The organism is Sporosarcina sp. ZBG7A, assembly GCF_000813425.1.
In the GTDB taxonomy this organism is placed as follows: Bacteria; Bacillota; Bacilli; order Bacillales_A; family Planococcaceae; genus Sporosarcina.
Map to the genome: position 1 here is coordinate 61,633 of NZ_JWIB01000019.1, position 17,489 is coordinate 79,121.

The 17,489-nt window shown below is 37.3% G+C and carries 15 protein-coding genes; 2 read left to right on the plus strand and 13 right to left on the minus strand.

What is annotated here, in order from left to right; genetic code table 11:
• Window positions 1-93 precede the first annotated feature (93 nt).
• On the minus strand, window positions 94-744 hold the full coding sequence (locus RL70_RS08240) for a hypothetical protein (RefSeq protein ID WP_052245861.1): 651 nt from the start codon (window positions 742-744) through the stop codon (window positions 94-96).
• A 65-nt stretch (window positions 745-809) separates the two neighbouring features.
• Window positions 810-1,742 carry an HD-GYP domain-containing protein gene (locus RL70_RS08245; RefSeq protein ID WP_052245862.1) on the minus strand — a complete coding sequence of 311 codons (933 nt, stop codon included), beginning with the start codon at window positions 1,740-1,742 and terminating at the stop codon, window positions 810-812.
• Window positions 1,743-2,057: 315 nt separating this feature from the next.
• Between RL70_RS08245 and RL70_RS08250 the strand changes: the two genes are divergently transcribed.
• A complete protein-coding gene (locus tag RL70_RS08250; RefSeq protein WP_039042941.1) occupies window positions 2,058-2,777 on the plus strand; it encodes a toast rack family protein in 720 nt (239 codons plus the stop codon).
• Window positions 2,778-3,075: 298 nt separating this feature from the next.
• Here RL70_RS08250 and RL70_RS17285 read toward each other — a convergent pair whose 3' ends face one another.
• The 10 genes from RL70_RS17285 to RL70_RS08300 all read right to left on the minus strand — a co-directional run bounded on the left by RL70_RS17285 (window position 3,076) and on the right by RL70_RS08300 (window position 15,125).
• Window positions 3,076-3,582: an antirestriction protein ArdA gene (locus RL70_RS17285; protein WP_052245863.1), complete on the minus strand. Its 507-nt coding sequence runs from the start codon at window positions 3,580-3,582 to the stop codon at window positions 3,076-3,078.
• 649 nt (window positions 3,583-4,231) lie between these two features.
• Complete coding sequence (gene asnB / locus RL70_RS08260) at window positions 4,232-6,082, minus strand: asparagine synthase (glutamine-hydrolyzing) (RefSeq protein WP_039042942.1); 1,851 nt, start codon at window positions 6,080-6,082, stop codon at window positions 4,232-4,234.
• A gap of 56 nt (window positions 6,083-6,138) precedes the next feature.
• Complete coding sequence (gene glnA, locus RL70_RS08265) at window positions 6,139-7,455, minus strand: type I glutamate--ammonia ligase (protein WP_039042943.1); 1,317 nt, start codon at window positions 7,453-7,455, stop codon at window positions 6,139-6,141.
• A gap of 21 nt (window positions 7,456-7,476) precedes the next feature.
• Window positions 7,477-8,352: a diaminopimelate epimerase gene (dapF, locus tag RL70_RS08270; protein ID WP_039042990.1), complete on the minus strand. Its 876-nt coding sequence runs from the start codon at window positions 8,350-8,352 to the stop codon at window positions 7,477-7,479.
• A gap of 1 nt (window position 8,353) precedes the next feature.
• The gene (locus RL70_RS08275) at window positions 8,354-9,625 is read right to left on the minus strand and encodes an LL-diaminopimelate aminotransferase (protein ID WP_369795215.1); all 1,272 of its coding nucleotides are present in this window, start codon (window positions 9,623-9,625) and stop codon (window positions 8,354-8,356) included.
• Window positions 9,626-10,037: 412 nt separating this feature from the next.
• Complete coding sequence (locus RL70_RS08280) at window positions 10,038-10,826, minus strand: AraC family transcriptional regulator (RefSeq protein ID WP_039042945.1); 789 nt, start codon at window positions 10,824-10,826, stop codon at window positions 10,038-10,040.
• 713 nt (window positions 10,827-11,539) lie between these two features.
• Window positions 11,540-11,989, minus strand: coding sequence for an SRPBCC family protein (locus RL70_RS08285; protein ID WP_039042991.1), 450 nt, complete (start codon window positions 11,987-11,989; stop codon window positions 11,540-11,542).
• A gap of 541 nt (window positions 11,990-12,530) precedes the next feature.
• Window positions 12,531-13,316, minus strand: coding sequence for an ABC transporter permease subunit (locus tag RL70_RS08290; protein WP_039042946.1), 786 nt, complete (start codon window positions 13,314-13,316; stop codon window positions 12,531-12,533).
• Window positions 13,309-14,205, minus strand: coding sequence for an ABC transporter ATP-binding protein (locus RL70_RS08295; protein ID WP_039042947.1), 897 nt, complete (start codon window positions 14,203-14,205; stop codon window positions 13,309-13,311). Before RL70_RS08295 ends, RL70_RS08290 begins: the two co-directional genes overlap by 8 nt.
• Window positions 14,196-15,125 (minus strand): ABC transporter ATP-binding protein, encoded by a 930-nt coding sequence (locus tag RL70_RS08300; protein ID WP_039042948.1) that lies wholly within the window; start codon window positions 15,123-15,125, stop codon window positions 14,196-14,198. The genes RL70_RS08295 and RL70_RS08300 overlap by 10 nt, the downstream gene beginning before the upstream one ends.
• Before the next feature lie 371 nt (window positions 15,126-15,496).
• Between RL70_RS08300 and RL70_RS08305 the strand changes: the two genes are divergently transcribed.
• On the plus strand, window positions 15,497-16,123 hold the full coding sequence (locus tag RL70_RS08305) for a TetR/AcrR family transcriptional regulator (RefSeq protein ID WP_039042949.1): 627 nt from the start codon (window positions 15,497-15,499) through the stop codon (window positions 16,121-16,123).
• A gap of 88 nt (window positions 16,124-16,211) precedes the next feature.
• Here the strand turns inward: RL70_RS08305 and RL70_RS08310 are convergent, their stop codons facing one another.
• Window positions 16,212-17,357 carry a YhgE/Pip domain-containing protein gene (locus tag RL70_RS08310; RefSeq protein ID WP_039042950.1) on the minus strand — a complete coding sequence of 382 codons (1,146 nt, stop codon included), beginning with the start codon at window positions 17,355-17,357 and terminating at the stop codon, window positions 16,212-16,214.
• Between the last annotated feature and the right edge of the window lie 132 nt (window positions 17,358-17,489).

Below are 17,489 nucleotides of genomic sequence, written 5' to 3' on the forward strand. Positions count from 1 at the left end.
GAGAAACTGCTTATGAGTGCTGTAATTAACCGTGTAATAGTCTAACGCCTATTAATTATTAATGGAGTTTTTGAAAGTCCAATCATTAAATGATTAATGGGCGTCATTCATATATAGATTGTAAAGAATTCGAGCACCGTCCATACAGTCAGCGTAGAGCTTTCTGACTTCCGAATCGGTACATAATTTGATGTAACTTTCATCTTCCAAAATTCGAATTACCGGTTTCATTTCATAATAATATTGAGGGTCCGGATTGTCAGTATGCAGTAATCCTTTGTACGTTTCCAAAAGAATGACATAGGTGTGTTCGAGTAATCGATAGTCACATTTCAATTTTTCTTGTGTGTAAAATCGTTTAATCTCAAGTGCGAACGATTTGCTGTCTTGAAAGTAAATTGGCGTAGCAGGTGAATAATAATAGTTCTGATTGTTGTACTGACGTTTTTCGATATGCAGTCTGTGCCACTGGGACACTTCTTTATAGTTTGCACCCAGTACTTTGTACATGCTCGATACGGTGCTGAAAGGCTGATTAGAGACATAATTAAAAATTGCAGCATTCTCTTCAATATCATCTATTGTCGTAATTGAACACCAACATATGTAGTTATTGTCCACCGTTCCGAGGATGCATACTTGTTGATCAGCACTAATATAAACGTCAAATGAAATTTCTCTATCACTAATATCGTAGTTAGGCAGGACTGCATTTTGTAGTGATATCATATTATGTGTTTTCATACTCATTCTCCAGTTTGTATGGGATGACTCCGATTTAATTAATCGTTCTCTTATACTTTCGGAGGTTACTTCCATCTATTTTGCTTTTTCTCCAGCACAGCAAGGAATGCATCCACAGCTTTCGGATTGAACTGTGTTCCCCTACCCGCCACTAGTTCTTGAATAGCATCTTTGGTGGGTAATGCTTTTTTGTAAGCACGTTCCGTTGTCATTGCGTCAAACGAATCTACAACGCTAACAATCGATGCTTCCAGTGATATCTCGTCACCCTTCAGTCCAAAGGGATACCCTTTACCGTCATACCGTTCGTGATGTTGTTCTACAATGAAGGCTGATTTCCTTAGCATGTCCACTTTGTGATTACGCATCATTTTAGCACCCTCAATTGTATGAGCTTTCATAATATCCCATTCTTCAGCTGTCAATGACCCTGGCTTGTTAAGTATTTCTAAAGGCACCGTGAGTTTACCAATGTCATGAAAATAAGCTCCCCATCTTAGTGTCTGCAAAAGATTCTTCGGCATATCGAGTTCCGTCCATACTTCAATAGAGTAGTTCTTGATTCGATTGCAGTGCATATATGTATAGCCGTCCAGTTTTTCAATTGCATCCGCTTCTTCTTGTAAAACTTGTGTTTCAAAAAAGTCAGGTTCGAAAATTTCAACTGTGGTTTTAATAAGTATTTCCGCATCCGACAAAGCGTGAAATAAAATAATTTTTTCATACTGTGATGCGTCAATGGTTTCTCCCAGTTGAAAATCACGACGTATTCCTTCATATAATATTTCAACAGTTCCATTTAAAAGCGTATATTTTTCAACTACTCCAACATCTGTATCTAAGTTAAATTGAACCCATAAATTTTCTCCTTTGTGTAACGAATACAACGCATTGGATAATCCTTCCCATTGCCCGAGTAAGATCACATCCGCATACCCCAGATGAAGTTCGGGATACCCTTTTTCATCATAATTTCTGTACGATCGATTGTTCGACATGTTTTATCCCCCCAGGAAATAGTCCGTACGATGTTCAACTATCACTACACTGCAAGTATAACAAAGCTTTAAAAAGCTGCATAACTATCCATTAACAATGATAAAATCACTTCTAACTGAATCATGCAACTTTTTATACTTTCAGATACTTTCTATCAGTATAATATGAAATAATAGATTCTGATTCCGAGAGTCCTGATTCCCATAATGATATCTACAATTTGCCTTTCCCTGCTAGTAATTGTGAGTTTACAGAATTGACTGTAAAATCGAACAGAAGATAAAAATTGAATCTACTTAAAAGGAGTATGAACTATGAAGAAATCGTTATTGGCTGTGTTAATCGCAGGATTGGTAATTACCCTATGCATACTTGGATATAAGTGGTTCTTTGTCACTTCGACAGAAAAAGAAGTCACGATACCAAAAAATAATGCAAAGTCATTATCAGTGAACATCAATTTTGACGCAGGTAATTTAGAGATTCAAGGTGGTTCCACAAACTGGTTAGACGCTAGTTTTGATTACAAAAACAAAAAGTCTCTTCCTAAGGTAAAGTTTGATAAAAAAGGAGACAAGGGTGTTCTAACAATCAAAGCAGAATCCAAAGTTTTCACAGTCAATAGAAGCAATCAAAATAATCATTGGGACATTCAACTCAACAATGATATTCCTATTGACTTGGATGTTGACATGGGAGTTTCTAAGGCGACATTGAACTTAAATGAAATTCAACTGAACAAATTGACAATCGATGGCGGCGTCAGTGATTCAACAATAGACTTAGGGGGCGAATGGCAGAATAATCTTCAGGGGAATATTGATATAGGTGTTGGAAAGATGACACTACGTATGCCAAAACAGACCGGCATTAAACTGAGTATAGATAAGGGACTTGGAAAACTTGAAATGAAAGATTTTATCGCACAAGGTAATAACGTATATATAAACGAGGCGTATGAAAATAGTGAAACAAGTATCGAATTAGACATCGATATAGGTGTAGGAAATTTGAAGGTGGACCTTGTAGATTAAATGACCTACGCGTTTTTTAAAGTGTAGATAAATCCCCAATATAAGGTTTTAAATCTAATAAAAGTACATGAGTTATTGCCTGTATATCACAAGCAATCTTCACAACTCTATGTTGTCTTTATGTTTTTCTTACTGTTTCTTATTACATAAAAAAATGGTGATTTGAAAGGATAAACCTGACAAACCACCATCTATTTATTAGGGCATATTTTTACTGAACAATCTTGATTCTTGCTTTTGATTGTTTATTAGTCATGTTATAAGTCCACTATTCTGCGTGTGTGTTGGTGTAGAATCTTCAATATGTAATGTAATAACCAATATCGGATAAGTCTATGTATTCACCCGTACTTAACCAATTGGCTGCGAGTTTTTCCATATCAACGAAATCCACGACTTCTTTAGGAATTTCATAGGAGAGAAAACCTTCGTCATTAAGATAGTGTCCAAGTTCATTCAAACTATGACAATTGAAAGCCATATACTTGCCATCTTGATGTACTTGTATGACCTGTTCCAATTCCAGTCTTTTAGTTTTGGCTATCAGGGCGATGATTTGTCTTTCTGATTCTGCAACCCTTTCAAGATACTGCATTATACGGTTTAACTCATAGATGTCATCGTATTCACCAACCTCAATAGGAAAGGAACTTTCATAATCATGAATGAGTATTCCCTTATTAATCCCCAGCACTGCATTCAGATGAGCATCAATCGTTTCTTTTTCTGTTGGAAGCGAAATCCATTCCCCCACTAAATTACCTGCCTTATTCTCTGCAAGATTGACCGTGTACAGATTCAGCATTTTTTTCAAATCCTTTCTTTTTGGACTGGGTTGCTGTCCGTGCATGCCATAAAACTAGTAGAATGAATAAATATTGAAACATAGTGTAAACAAAATGTAATCAAATTGTAAACAACGTAATCAATATACCATTTCAATATTTATATACATAGATGTAATATTTGGTAATTTATTTAGCTTGATTTTTCAAAAAATTATTAAACCTCATATTTTAAACCCGAACGAAAAGCTAATTGGGTTACTACAAATCCGATATCCTGATAACATCCCTGAAGCTAGACCAAGGACTCCGATCCAGGATAAACTCACCATCATTCGTACTCTTTGACAAGGTGAGACTCAACAGGACGAATATTGATCGTTAGTATGTGAGTAGAATTATGTTCTAACGCATTGTTCAATAAGCAAAAAACACGTCAATCCCCTATTTTTGAAGGGTTTGAGGTGTTTTTTATAATGCTTGTGTAAAACCTTTAGAATGTGAAATTTCAGTCGAAAGTCTGTTCAACAGAACGCATTGGAACAGATCATCTTTTAAAAAAATTATGCTGAAAAACACCTACACTCTATTTAGAAGTCTCTAGTCTGCCGTCGTGTTATTATTCGGTAAAACTTGCATATATGTGTGTGAGTAATGCACCCCGGAAGACTAGTTATCAATGATATTTATGCTGTAATTTTCTAGCCACATATTTATTTGGGCTAGGTGGGCAATGAGTTGGGGGCCAGTCATAAGTTGCCCGAACCAAGGATCTTTAAACGAGGAGCCGTCTGAATCGAGGATGTCTTTGACTTTTTGTTTTGATACGAGTTCTAGTAGTGGGGATGTCTTATTGTCTAGGATGTTATTCAACTTAGTTTTAACGAGTTGCATATAGATTTGATGATGTGTTTTTGGATATGGACTTTTTTTCCGATAAAGAATTTCATTTGGCAGTACTCCGTCTAAAGCCTTTCGTAATATCCCTTTTTCTTGACCGTTCAACATTTTCATTTCCCATGGTATGTTCCAGGCATATTCAACGATGCGGTGATCAGCGAATGGAACCCTTACTTCTAAACTCGATCCCATACTCATGCGATCTTTTCGCTCTAGAAGCGTAGACATAAACCAAATCATATTTAAATATGACATTTCCCGGCGTCGCATTTCTATTTGGGTTTCTCCTCCTAGATGAGGCACTTCCCTTATCGTTTCGTTATAACGGTCCCTCACATACCCTTCTAAATCGAGCTTCTTTTGCCAATGTGGAAGCAACAGCTGCTGTCTTTCCGATTGGGAGCGTATCCACGGAAACCCCTTTCCATTTAGCGATTCTTCTTTATAGAACCATGGATATCCGCCAAAGATTTCATCTGCACACTCACCAGATAAAGCAACGGTATAATCTTGTTTTATCTGTTCGCAAAACCATAACAATGAGGAGTCTACATCCGCCATGCCAGGCAAATCTCTCATCATTACAGCGTCTTCCAACAAATTTGCGAGCTGATCATTTTTTATAATAGCCGAGTGATGAATAGACCCCAAATATTGTTGCATTTTTTGTATCCATGGCTCATCTTGATCAGGCTGAAAGGAGCTCGCTTTGAAATGTTGATTGTTTTGCTCATAGTCAATGGAGTACGTCCGAAGGGTATCGCGTCCCTCTTTTTTAAAGAATTCCGAAGCAAATGAACTAATCGCACTCGAATCTATTCCTCCAGATAGGAAGGTACAAACAGGTACATCTGCAACTAACTGGCGCTCAACGGCATCCTTAACAAGGATTTTTACTTGTTCGGCCGTCTCTTCTAACGAATGATGATGCTTTCTGCTCTCTACATTCCAATAACGCCAAATTTTCATTCCATTTCGATTAAAAGTCAGTGCATGGGCTGGTCGAAGTTCATGAATGCCCCGAAAAACACCATGACCGGGCGTTCGAGAAGGCCCTAACCCAAACACTTCCTGCAAACCATCCCGGTCCACCTCCGTTTTCACTTTAGGATGTGCCAGTATGGCTTTAATCTCCGAACCAAACAAGAGCGATCCATTTTCTTCACGGTAAAACAGAGGTTTGACACCTAGGCGATCTCTTACCATAAAAAGCTGCTCCCGGTGTTGATCCCAAACAGCAAAAGCAAAAATTCCATTTAGATGCTTTACGCAATCTTCTCTCCACTCGATATATGCCGTTAATAACACTTCCGTATCGGAATAAGACTGAAAAGAGTGCCCCCTCTTCAATAATTCCTTTCTTATTTCTTCTGTATTATAGAGCTCACCATTATATACGATCGTAAAAGTATGATTGTTTTTTTCTATTACCATCGGCTGTTTACCTCCAGCAGGGTCGACAACTACAAGCCGTCTGTGACCAAGTAACAGATGACGCGAACTCCATATATTCGAAGCATCCGGACCTCGTTTCGCCAATGTATTTGTCATCTTTTCCACAATGGAACCTTGCTGTGTCAAATCTTGATGCCAATCAATCCAACCCGTTATTCCACACATATGCGTTTACTCCTTCTCGTTAAATTTTTCCACCATTCTTCTATTCATTCGTACTACTACAAGTAGTGATCGCGTTCCCATGAGTGAACTTGTATCCTATACCTATCGCATTCGATTTGTTTTGCTTCAATGAACCGGTTCAACAAATGTCTACCTAGTGCGTGAGTCATCACTTCATCCGCTTTTAAATTGTTGAGTGCCTCATCTAAATTAGCCGGTAAATCAATGATTCCACACTTTTCGCGATGCTCTTTTGACATCACATAGATATTTTGGTTGATTGTTTCAGGAGGTGTTAACTCATTTTTTATACCATCCAATCCCGCAGCTAATAGGACAGCCATAGCCAAATATGGATTTGCGGCAGGATCCACACTACGAACTTCTACACGCGTACTCATTCCACGTGATGCAGGAATTCTAATTAGTGCACTTCTGTTTCTTGCTGACCAAGCCACATAACATGGAGCCTCATACCCAGGAACTAGCCTTTTGTAGGAATTAACCGTAGGATTTGTTATTGCAGTAAAAGCCTGTGCATGCTTCAGAATTCCTGCCACAAAATTTCTTGCAGTATCACTTATTTCTAGCGAACCGTCTGCATCATAAAAAGTATTTTGGTCTTTTTTGAATAAGCTCAAGTTACAATGCATTCCAGATCCGTTTATGCCAAATACCGGTTTAGGCATAAATGTTGCGTGCAACCCATGTTTACGGGCAACGGTTCTCACTACAAGTTTAAAGGTTTGAATATCATCACAGGCTTTTAAGGCACTTTGGTATTTAAAGTCAATTTCATGTTGGCCAGGTGCTACTTCATGGTGGGAAGCCTCAATCTCATACCCCATTTCTTCCAGTTCAGACACGATATCACGACGGCAGGCTTCTCCTAAGTCAATTGGTGAAACATCAAAATAACCGCCATGATCATTCAATTCCAGTGATGGGCCACACTTGTCATTCAGTTTAAATAGGAAGAATTCCGGTTCCGGTCCAACATTAAAATCCGTAAACCCAAGTTCTTTCATTTCGGTCAAAATTCTTTTTAGATTACTGCGAGGATCACCTGCAAATGGCGTTCCATCTGGATGATGAATATCACAGATGAGACGTGCAACTTTCCCTTTTTCCGCTGTCCAAGGTAAGACAATAAATGTATCTAAATCCGGGTATAAATACATATCAGATTCTTCGATACTTACAAACCCTTCAATTGATGAGCCATCAAACATCATTTTGTTATCGAGTGCTTTTGGCAACTGACTGATTGGGATCTCAACATTTTTAATCGTTCCGAATAAGTCCGTAAATTGTAGGCGAATGTACCTTACAGATTGCTCCTTTGCCAACTCTATAATAGATTGACTGTTCATAGTTATAACCCCCGTTTTTCTTTACTCTTCGTTTTCATTGATCATCGAACTGAACTTATTGGTGTAAGTCATCAATTCTCCGTGGCAAATATATGTTGCTTCTCCTCTTTTCCACACGCGGCCATGTTCATCCCATCTTACTGTCAAGTCTCCTCCGGGGAGGTGAACTGTTATCGGAAGATCCCTATCCAACATACCGTTTAATGTAGCAGCCACTACTGCAGCACAAGCGCCTGTTCCGCAAGCCATCGTCATGCCGGATCCCCGTTCCCACACTCGATACTCAATTTCTTGGCTGTTTTTCACAGTAACAAAGCCGACATTTGTTCGTTCTGGAAACAAATCTGAGCATTCAACTATGGGCCCTATTTTTTCTAACGGTACTTTTTTCACATCATCTGCAAATATGATGGCATGGGGATTACCCATGGATACACAAGTCAGGTGATAGACATCCTCTTCAAAAGAATGTGGATCGTTTACAGCTACCGTGCATGGATCACCTTGCATCGGTATTTTATTTTTAAGTAATTCGGGCTCCCCCATATCGACAGTTACATACTGCACCTGCTTTTTTTGATCCGCCTCCACCTCAACACTCATTACACCACCCAACGTTTCAATGGTAAAAGAAGATGTTGTCGCGTACTTTTGATCATATAGAAGCTTTGCTACACATCGTAAACCGTTGCCGCAATTCTTCCCTTCCGATCCATCCACGTTAAAAATTCTCATCCGAAAGTCTGCTATGTCCGAAGAGCCTATTAGAATGATGCCGTCAGACCCTATACCGAAATTTACATTAGAAACTACTTGTGCAAGTTGACTATAATCTTGGTACTCTTTTGCAACATCTAATTGATTGAAAATTACAAAGGAGTTCCCCAATCCATGCATTTTAGTAAACAACTTCTCCCCCCCTTTTTTTAAAGATGAACTTGGATGAACTCAGCCTTACTTTGATCTCATCGATTACACGCTCTTCCTCCCTCACGCCTTCTGCTTGAAACGTGACTGAAAATCGCACATAGTTGCCGGCATCATCCCACGGAACGCTGGATATTAAATGTTCACGTATTAAATAGTGGCTAAACTCTTCCGCTGACTGAAATTGCGGACCGTTTGCGATCGCTTTTGGTATCTTTGTATATAAGAAAAATGAACCTTTGGGTCTTTCAACATTGAAGCCGCACTCCTGTAATGCTTTAACCAACATTTCTTGTCGACGCGAATACTTCACTGCAATCTGTTCTGTAATTTCTGGATGAGAAAGGGCATATGCCGCCGCTTTTTGTATGGCAATAAATTGACCAGAGTCACTATTGTCCTTCACATTCATAAATGCTTTGATAAGCTTCCAATTCCCTGCTAGAAAACCAATGCGCCAGCCTGTCATATTGAATGATTTGGATAATGAATGAAGCTCGATTCCAACCTCCTTCGCCCCTGGGACAGAAAGAAAGCTTAACGGCTTTTCATCCTCAAAAACAAGAGCAGCATAAGCCGCATCGTGCACAACAATCAATTGGTTTTTCTTTGCAAATTGAACTACTTCCTTAAAAAATTCCTCATTTGCTACAGCTCCTGTCGGGTTGTTCGGATAATTCAAGTAGAGTAGCTTCGCTTTTTTTAGAATACTTTCATCCAATGAATCTAGTTTTGGCAGAAATGAATTTTCCTCCAATAGCGGCAGATGGACAACTTCTCCTCCGTAATATTTTGTATGAGTACCTAAAATAGGATAACTAGGCGAAGGCATAAGTGTAATATCGCTAGGGTTAATGAAGGCTGCAGGAAACAGCGCGAGGGCCGTCTTTACTCCAATCGTATGGGTGATCTCTGTTTCCGGATTGAGATCATCCACACCAAATACATGTTTCATATAATTTGCCGCAGCTTGCTTAAACTCAATAATCCCATTATCCGCATACATACGATTTTCAGGTTTCATTGCTTCTTTCGCCAATATTTTCACAACTGCTTCATTTGCCATTGCATCAGGTTCGCCAACACCAAGGTCGATCAATTCCATATGAGGATTTGCCTGCAATGCCTCTTTTTTGGCTCTCCTTATTTTTTCGAACTTATAGGTTTCTTCCTCCAATCCAAATTGAGGACCACCTATACGGTCTGCAAACAGTTGTTGTATATAATCAGTTGACATATCCATACCTCCTAAGCATTCAAGCCGTCTTATTCGTGATGTATTTATTGCATTCTAAGAGCATGCCGCTTTTCAATCATTTTTGTTGAAATATCTTAGCTACATAAACCATACCCAGACTAAAACAGTATTTTTAGTCGGATTAAATCGGTAGTCTACAGCTAAAATTGGAGTAAGATTATTTTCATCAATAACGCAGTCTGCAAGCATCGTGTTCAAACTAAGGATCTTACAGGCCATTTGTGTACTGTGTATATGTTTTGTATTTGGAATCTCTTCGACAGCTTAAATTCATTTTCTACTTGTATATTATCAATATTAAGGTGAATTTGATTTAGACCAACCGATTAAATATTTGAACTTTTTGGCAGTACTAAAAAGTTGCAATAAAAAAACCAGGCATGGGAGCCCGGTGTGATCAACGAATTTCAGAAGGATTTTTACCTGTGTACTTTTTAAATTGTCTGCTAAAAAAATGGACATCGATATAACCAAGGACACACGCAGTCTCTGTCACTGTCAACCCTGCATATTGGAGTAAATGTTCCGCCCGTTCAATTCGCGAACGAACAATGAAGGTTTTAACTGTATGGCCCATGATCTGTTTAAACATCCGAGAAAAATATCTTGGAGAAAGGTGGGCACGAGCTGCTAAACTTTCTATCGAATGTTGTTCCCCGGGATGCTGTTGTATATAGTTGGCCATTCCCCGGATAATTTCCAGCAAGCTATCACTCGCATTAGCCCTTTCTTCTACCTGTTCTTCAGCTTCCCGCAATAGGTGAATCATGAGTTGCTTTAAAATGAGCTTTGCCTCGATTTCCATTCCAAATGTCTTCACTAATAGCAAGCGAACGTATCGAGTTAAGAGCGATTCAAAGTTGATCGGATTTGCAAATACCCTATGGACGGTAGGCATCATTTGTGGTGTTTCAGTCACGTCAAAATGAATATAGGTTATTACGAGAGGATTTTGGGGTTTGTGCGTAGCTGATATAACTTCTCCATGTTTAAATAGAAAACAGTGTCCTTTTTGTACATCATACGGCTTACCGTTCAGTACCAATGTTCCTTCCCCGCTCCAAACATAAAATACACCATAATTAGGGAAGGTTTTATCTCTTTTTTTCCATTGCCAGCTTGGTTCACAATGAATCGTGGCAAATACAGGTTTCAAAATAAATTGATCTGGATTCAAATTTAACACGCAGCACCCCCTATTATTAAACAATTCTTTTTCAGCAATTACTTAATACTGCTCGTCTATCTGCTGTCTACAATTTATTCTATGTAAACATACTAGATATAGCTTGCTATAATTCTTATCTATATTAGATAAAATATAGTCCTAGATCACAAAATCGAATATAAAAATGTAGGGAGACCCGGTTAATCTACTATCTCAAGCGAAAAGAGGAAATGGAACAATCCCACGCTATATTATCTGTTAAGTATGAGCAATTATATAGATTTTGAGTTGGATTCGTTTGTTATAGAACCGACCTTTTAGACACCAAAAAACCTTCTAATCTAATAATTAGAAGGCATACGGTCAAAATTTAGTTTTAAGACTAAAAAGAGAATAATATGTTTTTTCCGAATGTTGATGGTTTTACTTACCCTCTTTAAACTTGTTATCCATGGGCTTTATCATCCTATTGATTACGCACCAGGAGGACATGGACGAAGCTTTATGTACCAGTGCTTTGCATGGTGTTTGTATACCTACTTATAAAATTCAAAATTATTCAATCATATTATAAAGACAAAATTAAACTTGAGTACTATACATCAAAAGAGGAGGCCTCTGCCCCTCGCTTTTTATTAACTCGACTTATCCTCGTATCAGCAATAGAATAAAGTAAGAACTTTATGTTTTAGGTTATTCTTCAATCGCCCCCGATAATTGGATAAGCTGATTTACATTTCTGCAATCCTTTTTAGTTCTTTGGCACGATATCTTATAAAATCAGTCATATACTTTTTCAAAAATAATTTGTCTGCAATAATACCAATTAGACCAAAAGGTGACCTATACTCAAATTTATCAATCATTAGAGTCCCACCATTTTCTTCTACGAATTGATGGGTATGTGTAAAAGATCGAAAAGCTCCTTTAACCATACTATCAACAAACACAGTAGGCTTTTCCATATGAGTTATTTTTGCTGTCAGCTTTTGTTTAATACCAAAGTGAGTAGCTTCCCAGGTTACAGTATCGTCCTTTTCTAAAAACCCCTGCGTAACCCCACCTACGGCCTTTTCCTTAGTTTTAGCAGTAGTTTCAGTATGTACGCCTACGTTTCTTGCAAGGTCAAAACATACATTGATAGGTGCATTGATAAATATATCGTGTTTGATTATAGGCATATTTACCTTACCTTTCATTTAACTCTTTTAAGCGATACAGGTGCTTGCCTAATTCGCGAAAGCACCCCTCATTGAATAACGACACTTAAAGTTATTTGTAAAATCGCTGCAATTATGACGAGCACAAAGTTTCTCTTAAGCACATTTAAATAACTGTTTTGCACCCGTTAATGAAACATGCTAAATATTAATGTTATTAGATAAAGTGGCACTCCGACAATTAACATCCCAGCAACAATATAACAAATACACATGAGAATAAACTTAAAGACATCGTAGATAGCTCCAGCTAGATCATCAATAAAATTCGTCATATATACCCCTCCATAATCTTGACCCGTTTGCGATATAGCCGAAATCACTTATAACGCAAACGCACCCGTTAGTTTAAGTGCATAATTTCACAACTGTCCATTCACTATAAATATTATTCCAAATTTTTTTTGAAAACTTTTATATATCCTATTCCTTTTTTGAAACAAACACCAAAGAACGAGGATACGAATTAATGATTCGTATCCTCGTTTTTGACTTATGAAGATTATAGCGGAAGGTCTTTTCGTTTAAATACTTGAAGACTCGCTATATAAAGAACTACGCCAATACCTAAAAGAACGAGCAACTTCCACCAATAGTTTTCGCCTTCTAGAATAGCAGTTGTATCAAATAATGCATTAATTGTAAAGTTGCTTAGAACATTAAGGCTTTCGTCAACTGAACTTAACAACTGGAATAAAAAGAAGGCAATCGGAATACCTGCACCAAATGCAAGCGAGTTTTTCGTTAAGTTGCAATAGCTTGAGAAAAAGAATGAGATACCGCTAATGGCAAACATTAATAAAAATAAACCAACATTTAGCATAACAAAATCAGCGATCACAATATCTGCTTCAGATTGGAACACTTGAATTGTTGCAATGCCCGCAGCTGTTTCCATGATGAACATGACAACTAAAGCTATAATAAGGTAAAAAGCTTGTGTAATAATAATTGTAGAACGTTTTGTTGGCGTTGATAATAAGTATGCCATTGACCCACGATCCACTTGTGAGGCAATTAAACTATTTGCTGTCATAATGACGAAAATAATCAGGAATATGACACCATGAATTGAATAAAATGTTGAAGAAAGCATACCTAGTAATGACGTTTTTCCAAGCATCCCTGCTAGTGCTGTACCCTCTACTAAATGACCAACATCGTTTAATGTACTAGCATCAAATACAGCGATCATAACTACTTGTAATATAGATAAAACAATCGTAAACATTAGCCAAAGCTTTACATTTGTGCGTAAAGTTTGTTTAAAAATTGTACCATTAATCATTAGATTGTCCTCCTGAATATAAGTTATAGAACTGATCTTGAAGTGTATGTTTTTGTTCTGTTAAATTGTCGAATTGATACGTTGATAAGATAGCTAAAAATTTATTTAATGGTTGATTATCAATATTAACAGATACAGTTGTATTACTAATAGCCACCGAATCAATCTGCTCTTGCATAAAACGACTACATTCCTGCTCATTACTAAACTCGATGATAAACTGTTGATTTTTATTTGACATAATTGTTGAAATGGACTTAATTGTAATGATCTTACCATCTTTAATCATCGCCACTTTATCACAAGTTTCCTCGATTTCTTCGAACATATGGCTCGACATAAAAATCGTTTTGCCTTTCGCTTTTTCCTCTTTGATGATTTCTATAAATTTCGCACGCATTAAAGGGTCCAGTCCTGTTGTAGGCTCATCTAAAATTAGAATTGGAGGGTCGGCCATCAATGCAACTACAATCGCGGTTTTTTGTTTCATTCCCTTTGACATACGTTTAATATTGACCGAAGGATCAAGTTGAAGTCTTTCAATTAATTGGTTGGCAAAGCTTAAATCTGTTAGTTGCAATAGCTCTGCTTGTTGATGGATGAACTGCCAGCCAGTTTTCACATCAGGAAAGGCAATTTCTCCTGGAATGTAGCCAACCCATTGCTTAGTTTCCGCAGCATCATGCCACGCATCACGGTTTTTAATTTTTACAGTTCCGCTATTCGGTTTTAAAAACCCCATTAGATGGCGAATCGTCGTTGTTTTGCCTGCTCCGTTTGTACCGATGAATCCAAAGGCTTCACCTAATTCAATTGAAAGATTGATATTAAAAATACCACGATTATCTCCGTAATCTTTCATTACATTTTGTAATTCAATCATTGCCATGGTAATTCCCCTCCTACACGTCGATCGTAAAATTCCATGAAATGCTTTTCTAAACTAAACGGCACTTCGTTGAAACTTGATATAGGAAAATCGGCTAGTATTTTGATGAGCTTTGATAAATCACTTGGATAACAGCCTATTTGTAGATCATTTGTTTGATCATTTTTAAGGAGTAGATTGAAAGCTTCATTCGATTCAATCTTCTGTACAAGTTGCTTATATTGCATTTCATTTTGGACTTTCAGAGTAAAGATCTTTTCTGTCATTTTTAAAAGTTCTTGTTTGTTGAATGAAGAAATCAAGTGTCCATCTTTAATAATTGAAATTTCATCACACGTTGAGTCGACCTCAGTAAATATATGACTTGAAAGTAAAATTGTTTTGCCACGCTTTTTCTCTTCCTTAACGAAATCGATAAAGCGTTGCTGCATAATTGGGTCTAAACCACTTGTTGGCTCATCTAGTACGAGTACATCTGGATCATGCATGAATGCCGAAACAATCGCTAATTTTCTTTTCATACCAAGTGACATACGTTTTATCTTCCCTGAAGCTTCAAGCTCAAAGAATTCAATTAGCTTTTTACAATTCGTATCATCTTTAACTTTTCGTAAATCCATCATCATTTGAATGAATTGCTCACCTGTTAAATTTTCCGGCAATGCTACTTCACCAGGTAAATAGCCGAGTTTTTCTTGGATGGTACTGGCATTTGTCCAACTATCTAGACCATTCACCGTTACGATACCTTGTTGTGGTTTTGAAAATCCCATAATGTGACGAATGGCTGTCGTTTTCCCAGCTCCATTTGGCCCTAAAAAGCCATATACACTGCCTTTTTCAACATTGAATGAAACGTCAAAAATCCCCCGACCATGTCCATAATCCTTTGTGACATGCTGTAATGAAATCACCGTCATTTTCTCACTCCTCGTATCTATAAGAAATTTAGCCATGTTAGCTATACGATCGTTTTAATACAACCCATTTCGAACATACTGTTGCGTATGTATAATTACTATTTCACTAGTCTAAAAAATCTATACAGTAGGCGAGCAGATGTTATTTTTCGTAATTGTCCGGATAGATAAAATTCTCTTGAACTTGTTCTTAAAAATATTTACTTCAATTACCCATAAATTTCAGTTATAATTATGAACAACGTGTTGTTTTATTACACTTCAAATTATAATCATGGATAAAATACTTATCAATAAGCAGAAATAATGGATGTGTCGTTTAACCAACACCTTTTTCGAATGTGTTGGGAAAAAATTAGGAGGGGAATAGAATGCGGGAACTAAATACGGATTTACGTGTAGTTCGTACAAAAGAAGCTATCCGGGAAGCATTGATCGATTTGATAGAAGAAAAAGGTTTTGAGGCTATTACGGTTAAAGATCTAACAACGAGAGCAAAGATCAACCGCGGAACCTTTTACGCTCATTATCAGGATAAGTATGATTTACTGACCAAATGTGAGGAAGAATTTATGCAAGAAATGGCTGACAGAATCATAAAAAATTATCCGAATATCCTTGCAGACATAGAAGCAAGCACGCCGACCACTCCACCTTTTACGATTATTGTTTCAATTTTTGAATATATAGATCAAAATAGAAAGTTTATGAAAGCCATGTTGGGGCCAAAAGGAGACTTATCGTTCCAAACAAAGTTGAAAAAGTTCGTATGGAACTCACTTTTTGAAAGTAACGAAAATCCACAAAATCCATTGATAAAGCAGGAGAACTTCTTAGTACCAGCTGAATACTTAATTTCCTATGTTGCATCGGCACATATAGGTGTTTTACAGCAATGGATTAACAGTGATAGAGATGAATCACCACAAGAGATGGCTCGCATTATATCCACGATGACTATGAATGGTCCTTTCTTTGCTGCTGGTTTAAAAAAGTAGCTAGGAGGATAGGAGGAACCTTCAGAACGCTCACCGACAACATTAAAAACAGGCCACTGCTTTTAATACAGTGGCCTGTTTATTTGTGCTATTTGATAACTTCTGTCTCTATTTCTTCCGGTTGACTAGGCTTTTCAATCAGCTGCTTTACCCATAGTAAAATAAATGAAATTACGGCGATCCAGGTTAATATAACGCCATTGCCATTAAGTACACCCTGGCCAAAGTATAAAATATCTTTTAAACCATTAATTAAAAACTTCATCGGTAACCAAGGCAAAATGTAATCTTGATAAAAGGCAGGTAACATTTCCGGTGCCAATTGAATTAAAGGTAAACCAAAGAACATCAGTAAAACATAGATAACTAAGCTAGGTAAACTTAGCCAAGTAACTGTTGCAAGTATTAAAAATAGGAATCCTAAACATGCAAGTGAACTAAATAAAGCGACTGTATTGAAATTCTCAAAAGAAAAACCTAGCATCCATGTTGTTGACCATGTTACAAAATAGCCAGCAAAAAATGCGTAAATGATTGCAACTATGGATTGTACTAAATGGAATTGTAGTTTTTCTTTCTTTGAACTAAAAGTAGTCTTTGTACTAGCAAAATACAATAAAACAGCGCCAATAATACTTGCAAACCAAAGAGGTTGGAAAAATGCAGTTGGGGCAGATCCTAGCTCCCCTACAGCGTTTACATGAATCGTTTCAGCTTGTATTGGCGTAACTAATGTTGTAACTTGACTTGCTTGAATTGGTACTTGAGCCTTCTCAATATTTTGAAGCAGTTGTGTACTCATGACCGAATTCATTTGCTTAACAGTGCTATCTAAAGCAGAGGTTAACATCGTCGAAACGGTTGCATTAGCTCCTTGATTAATATAGATTTGCATCTTTGGATTTTCAGGAGAAGGCGTTTGTAGTGAAGCAAATTGTGCGGAGAAATTTTCAGGCACCACTAATCCCCCGTACACTTCTTGTTCTTTCATCGCCTCGTCCATCGATTGAACGGAATCGTAAACTTTGAACTTAATCATATCCATGCCCGTTGCTGTTAATTGCTTTTGCAAACTCTGCAATAAGGTATCGCCCATTTCTCCAGCATCTTCAGACACAAGAGCAACAGGCAAATCTTTTGGGCTCATTTTAACAGTTGGAATCATTGTTGATAGAAAAACAATTCCTAACACCATAACCACAATAAATGGCAATACAAAAAACTTATTTTTCATCATTTCCCTCCTATTAATAAACACCTTGTTGTTTATTAATATTCAATATAAATGAAAAGATGATTAATCGCTACCAACAAAAAATGACGAACCGTTGGATAAGGAACATCTTTAAGGGATATGTTTATTAAG

Bases quoted from the DNA above. Each gene is read 5' to 3' on its own strand.
- RL70_RS08245 (WP_052245862.1), bottom strand. From the start codon at position 1,742: ATGTCGAACAATCGATCGTACAGAAATTATGATGAAAAAGGGTATCCC.
- glnA (WP_039042943.1), bottom strand. From the start codon at position 7,455: ATGAACAGTCAATCTATTATAGAGTTGGCAAAGGAGCAATCTGTAAGG.
- RL70_RS17285 (WP_052245863.1), bottom strand. From the start codon at position 3,582: ATGCTGAATCTGTACACGGTCAATCTTGCAGAGAATAAGGCAGGTAAT.
- RL70_RS08240 (WP_052245861.1), bottom strand. From the start codon at position 744: ATGAAAACACATAATATGATATCACTACAAAATGCAGTCCTGCCTAAC.
- dapF (WP_039042990.1), bottom strand. From the start codon at position 8,352: ATGCATGGATTGGGGAACTCCTTTGTAATTTTCAATCAATTAGATGTT.
- asnB (WP_039042942.1), bottom strand. From the start codon at position 6,082: ATGTGTGGAATAACGGGTTGGATTGATTGGCATCAAGATTTGACACAG.
- RL70_RS08305 (WP_039042949.1), top strand. From the start codon at position 15,497: ATGCGGGAACTAAATACGGATTTACGTGTAGTTCGTACAAAAGAAGCT.
- RL70_RS08290 (WP_039042946.1), bottom strand. From the start codon at position 13,316: ATGATTAATGGTACAATTTTTAAACAAACTTTACGCACAAATGTAAAG.
- RL70_RS08310 (WP_039042950.1), bottom strand. From the start codon at position 17,357: ATGAAAAATAAGTTTTTTGTATTGCCATTTATTGTGGTTATGGTGTTA.
- RL70_RS08285 (WP_039042991.1), bottom strand. From the start codon at position 11,989: ATGCCTATAATCAAACACGATATATTTATCAATGCACCTATCAATGTA.
- RL70_RS08295 (WP_039042947.1), bottom strand. From the start codon at position 14,205: ATGGCAATGATTGAATTACAAAATGTAATGAAAGATTACGGAGATAAT.
- RL70_RS08250 (WP_039042941.1), top strand. From the start codon at position 2,058: ATGAAGAAATCGTTATTGGCTGTGTTAATCGCAGGATTGGTAATTACC.
- RL70_RS08300 (WP_039042948.1), bottom strand. From the start codon at position 15,125: ATGACGGTGATTTCATTACAGCATGTCACAAAGGATTATGGACATGGT.
- RL70_RS08275 (WP_369795215.1), bottom strand. From the start codon at position 9,625: ATGGATATGTCAACTGATTATATACAACAACTGTTTGCAGACCGTATA.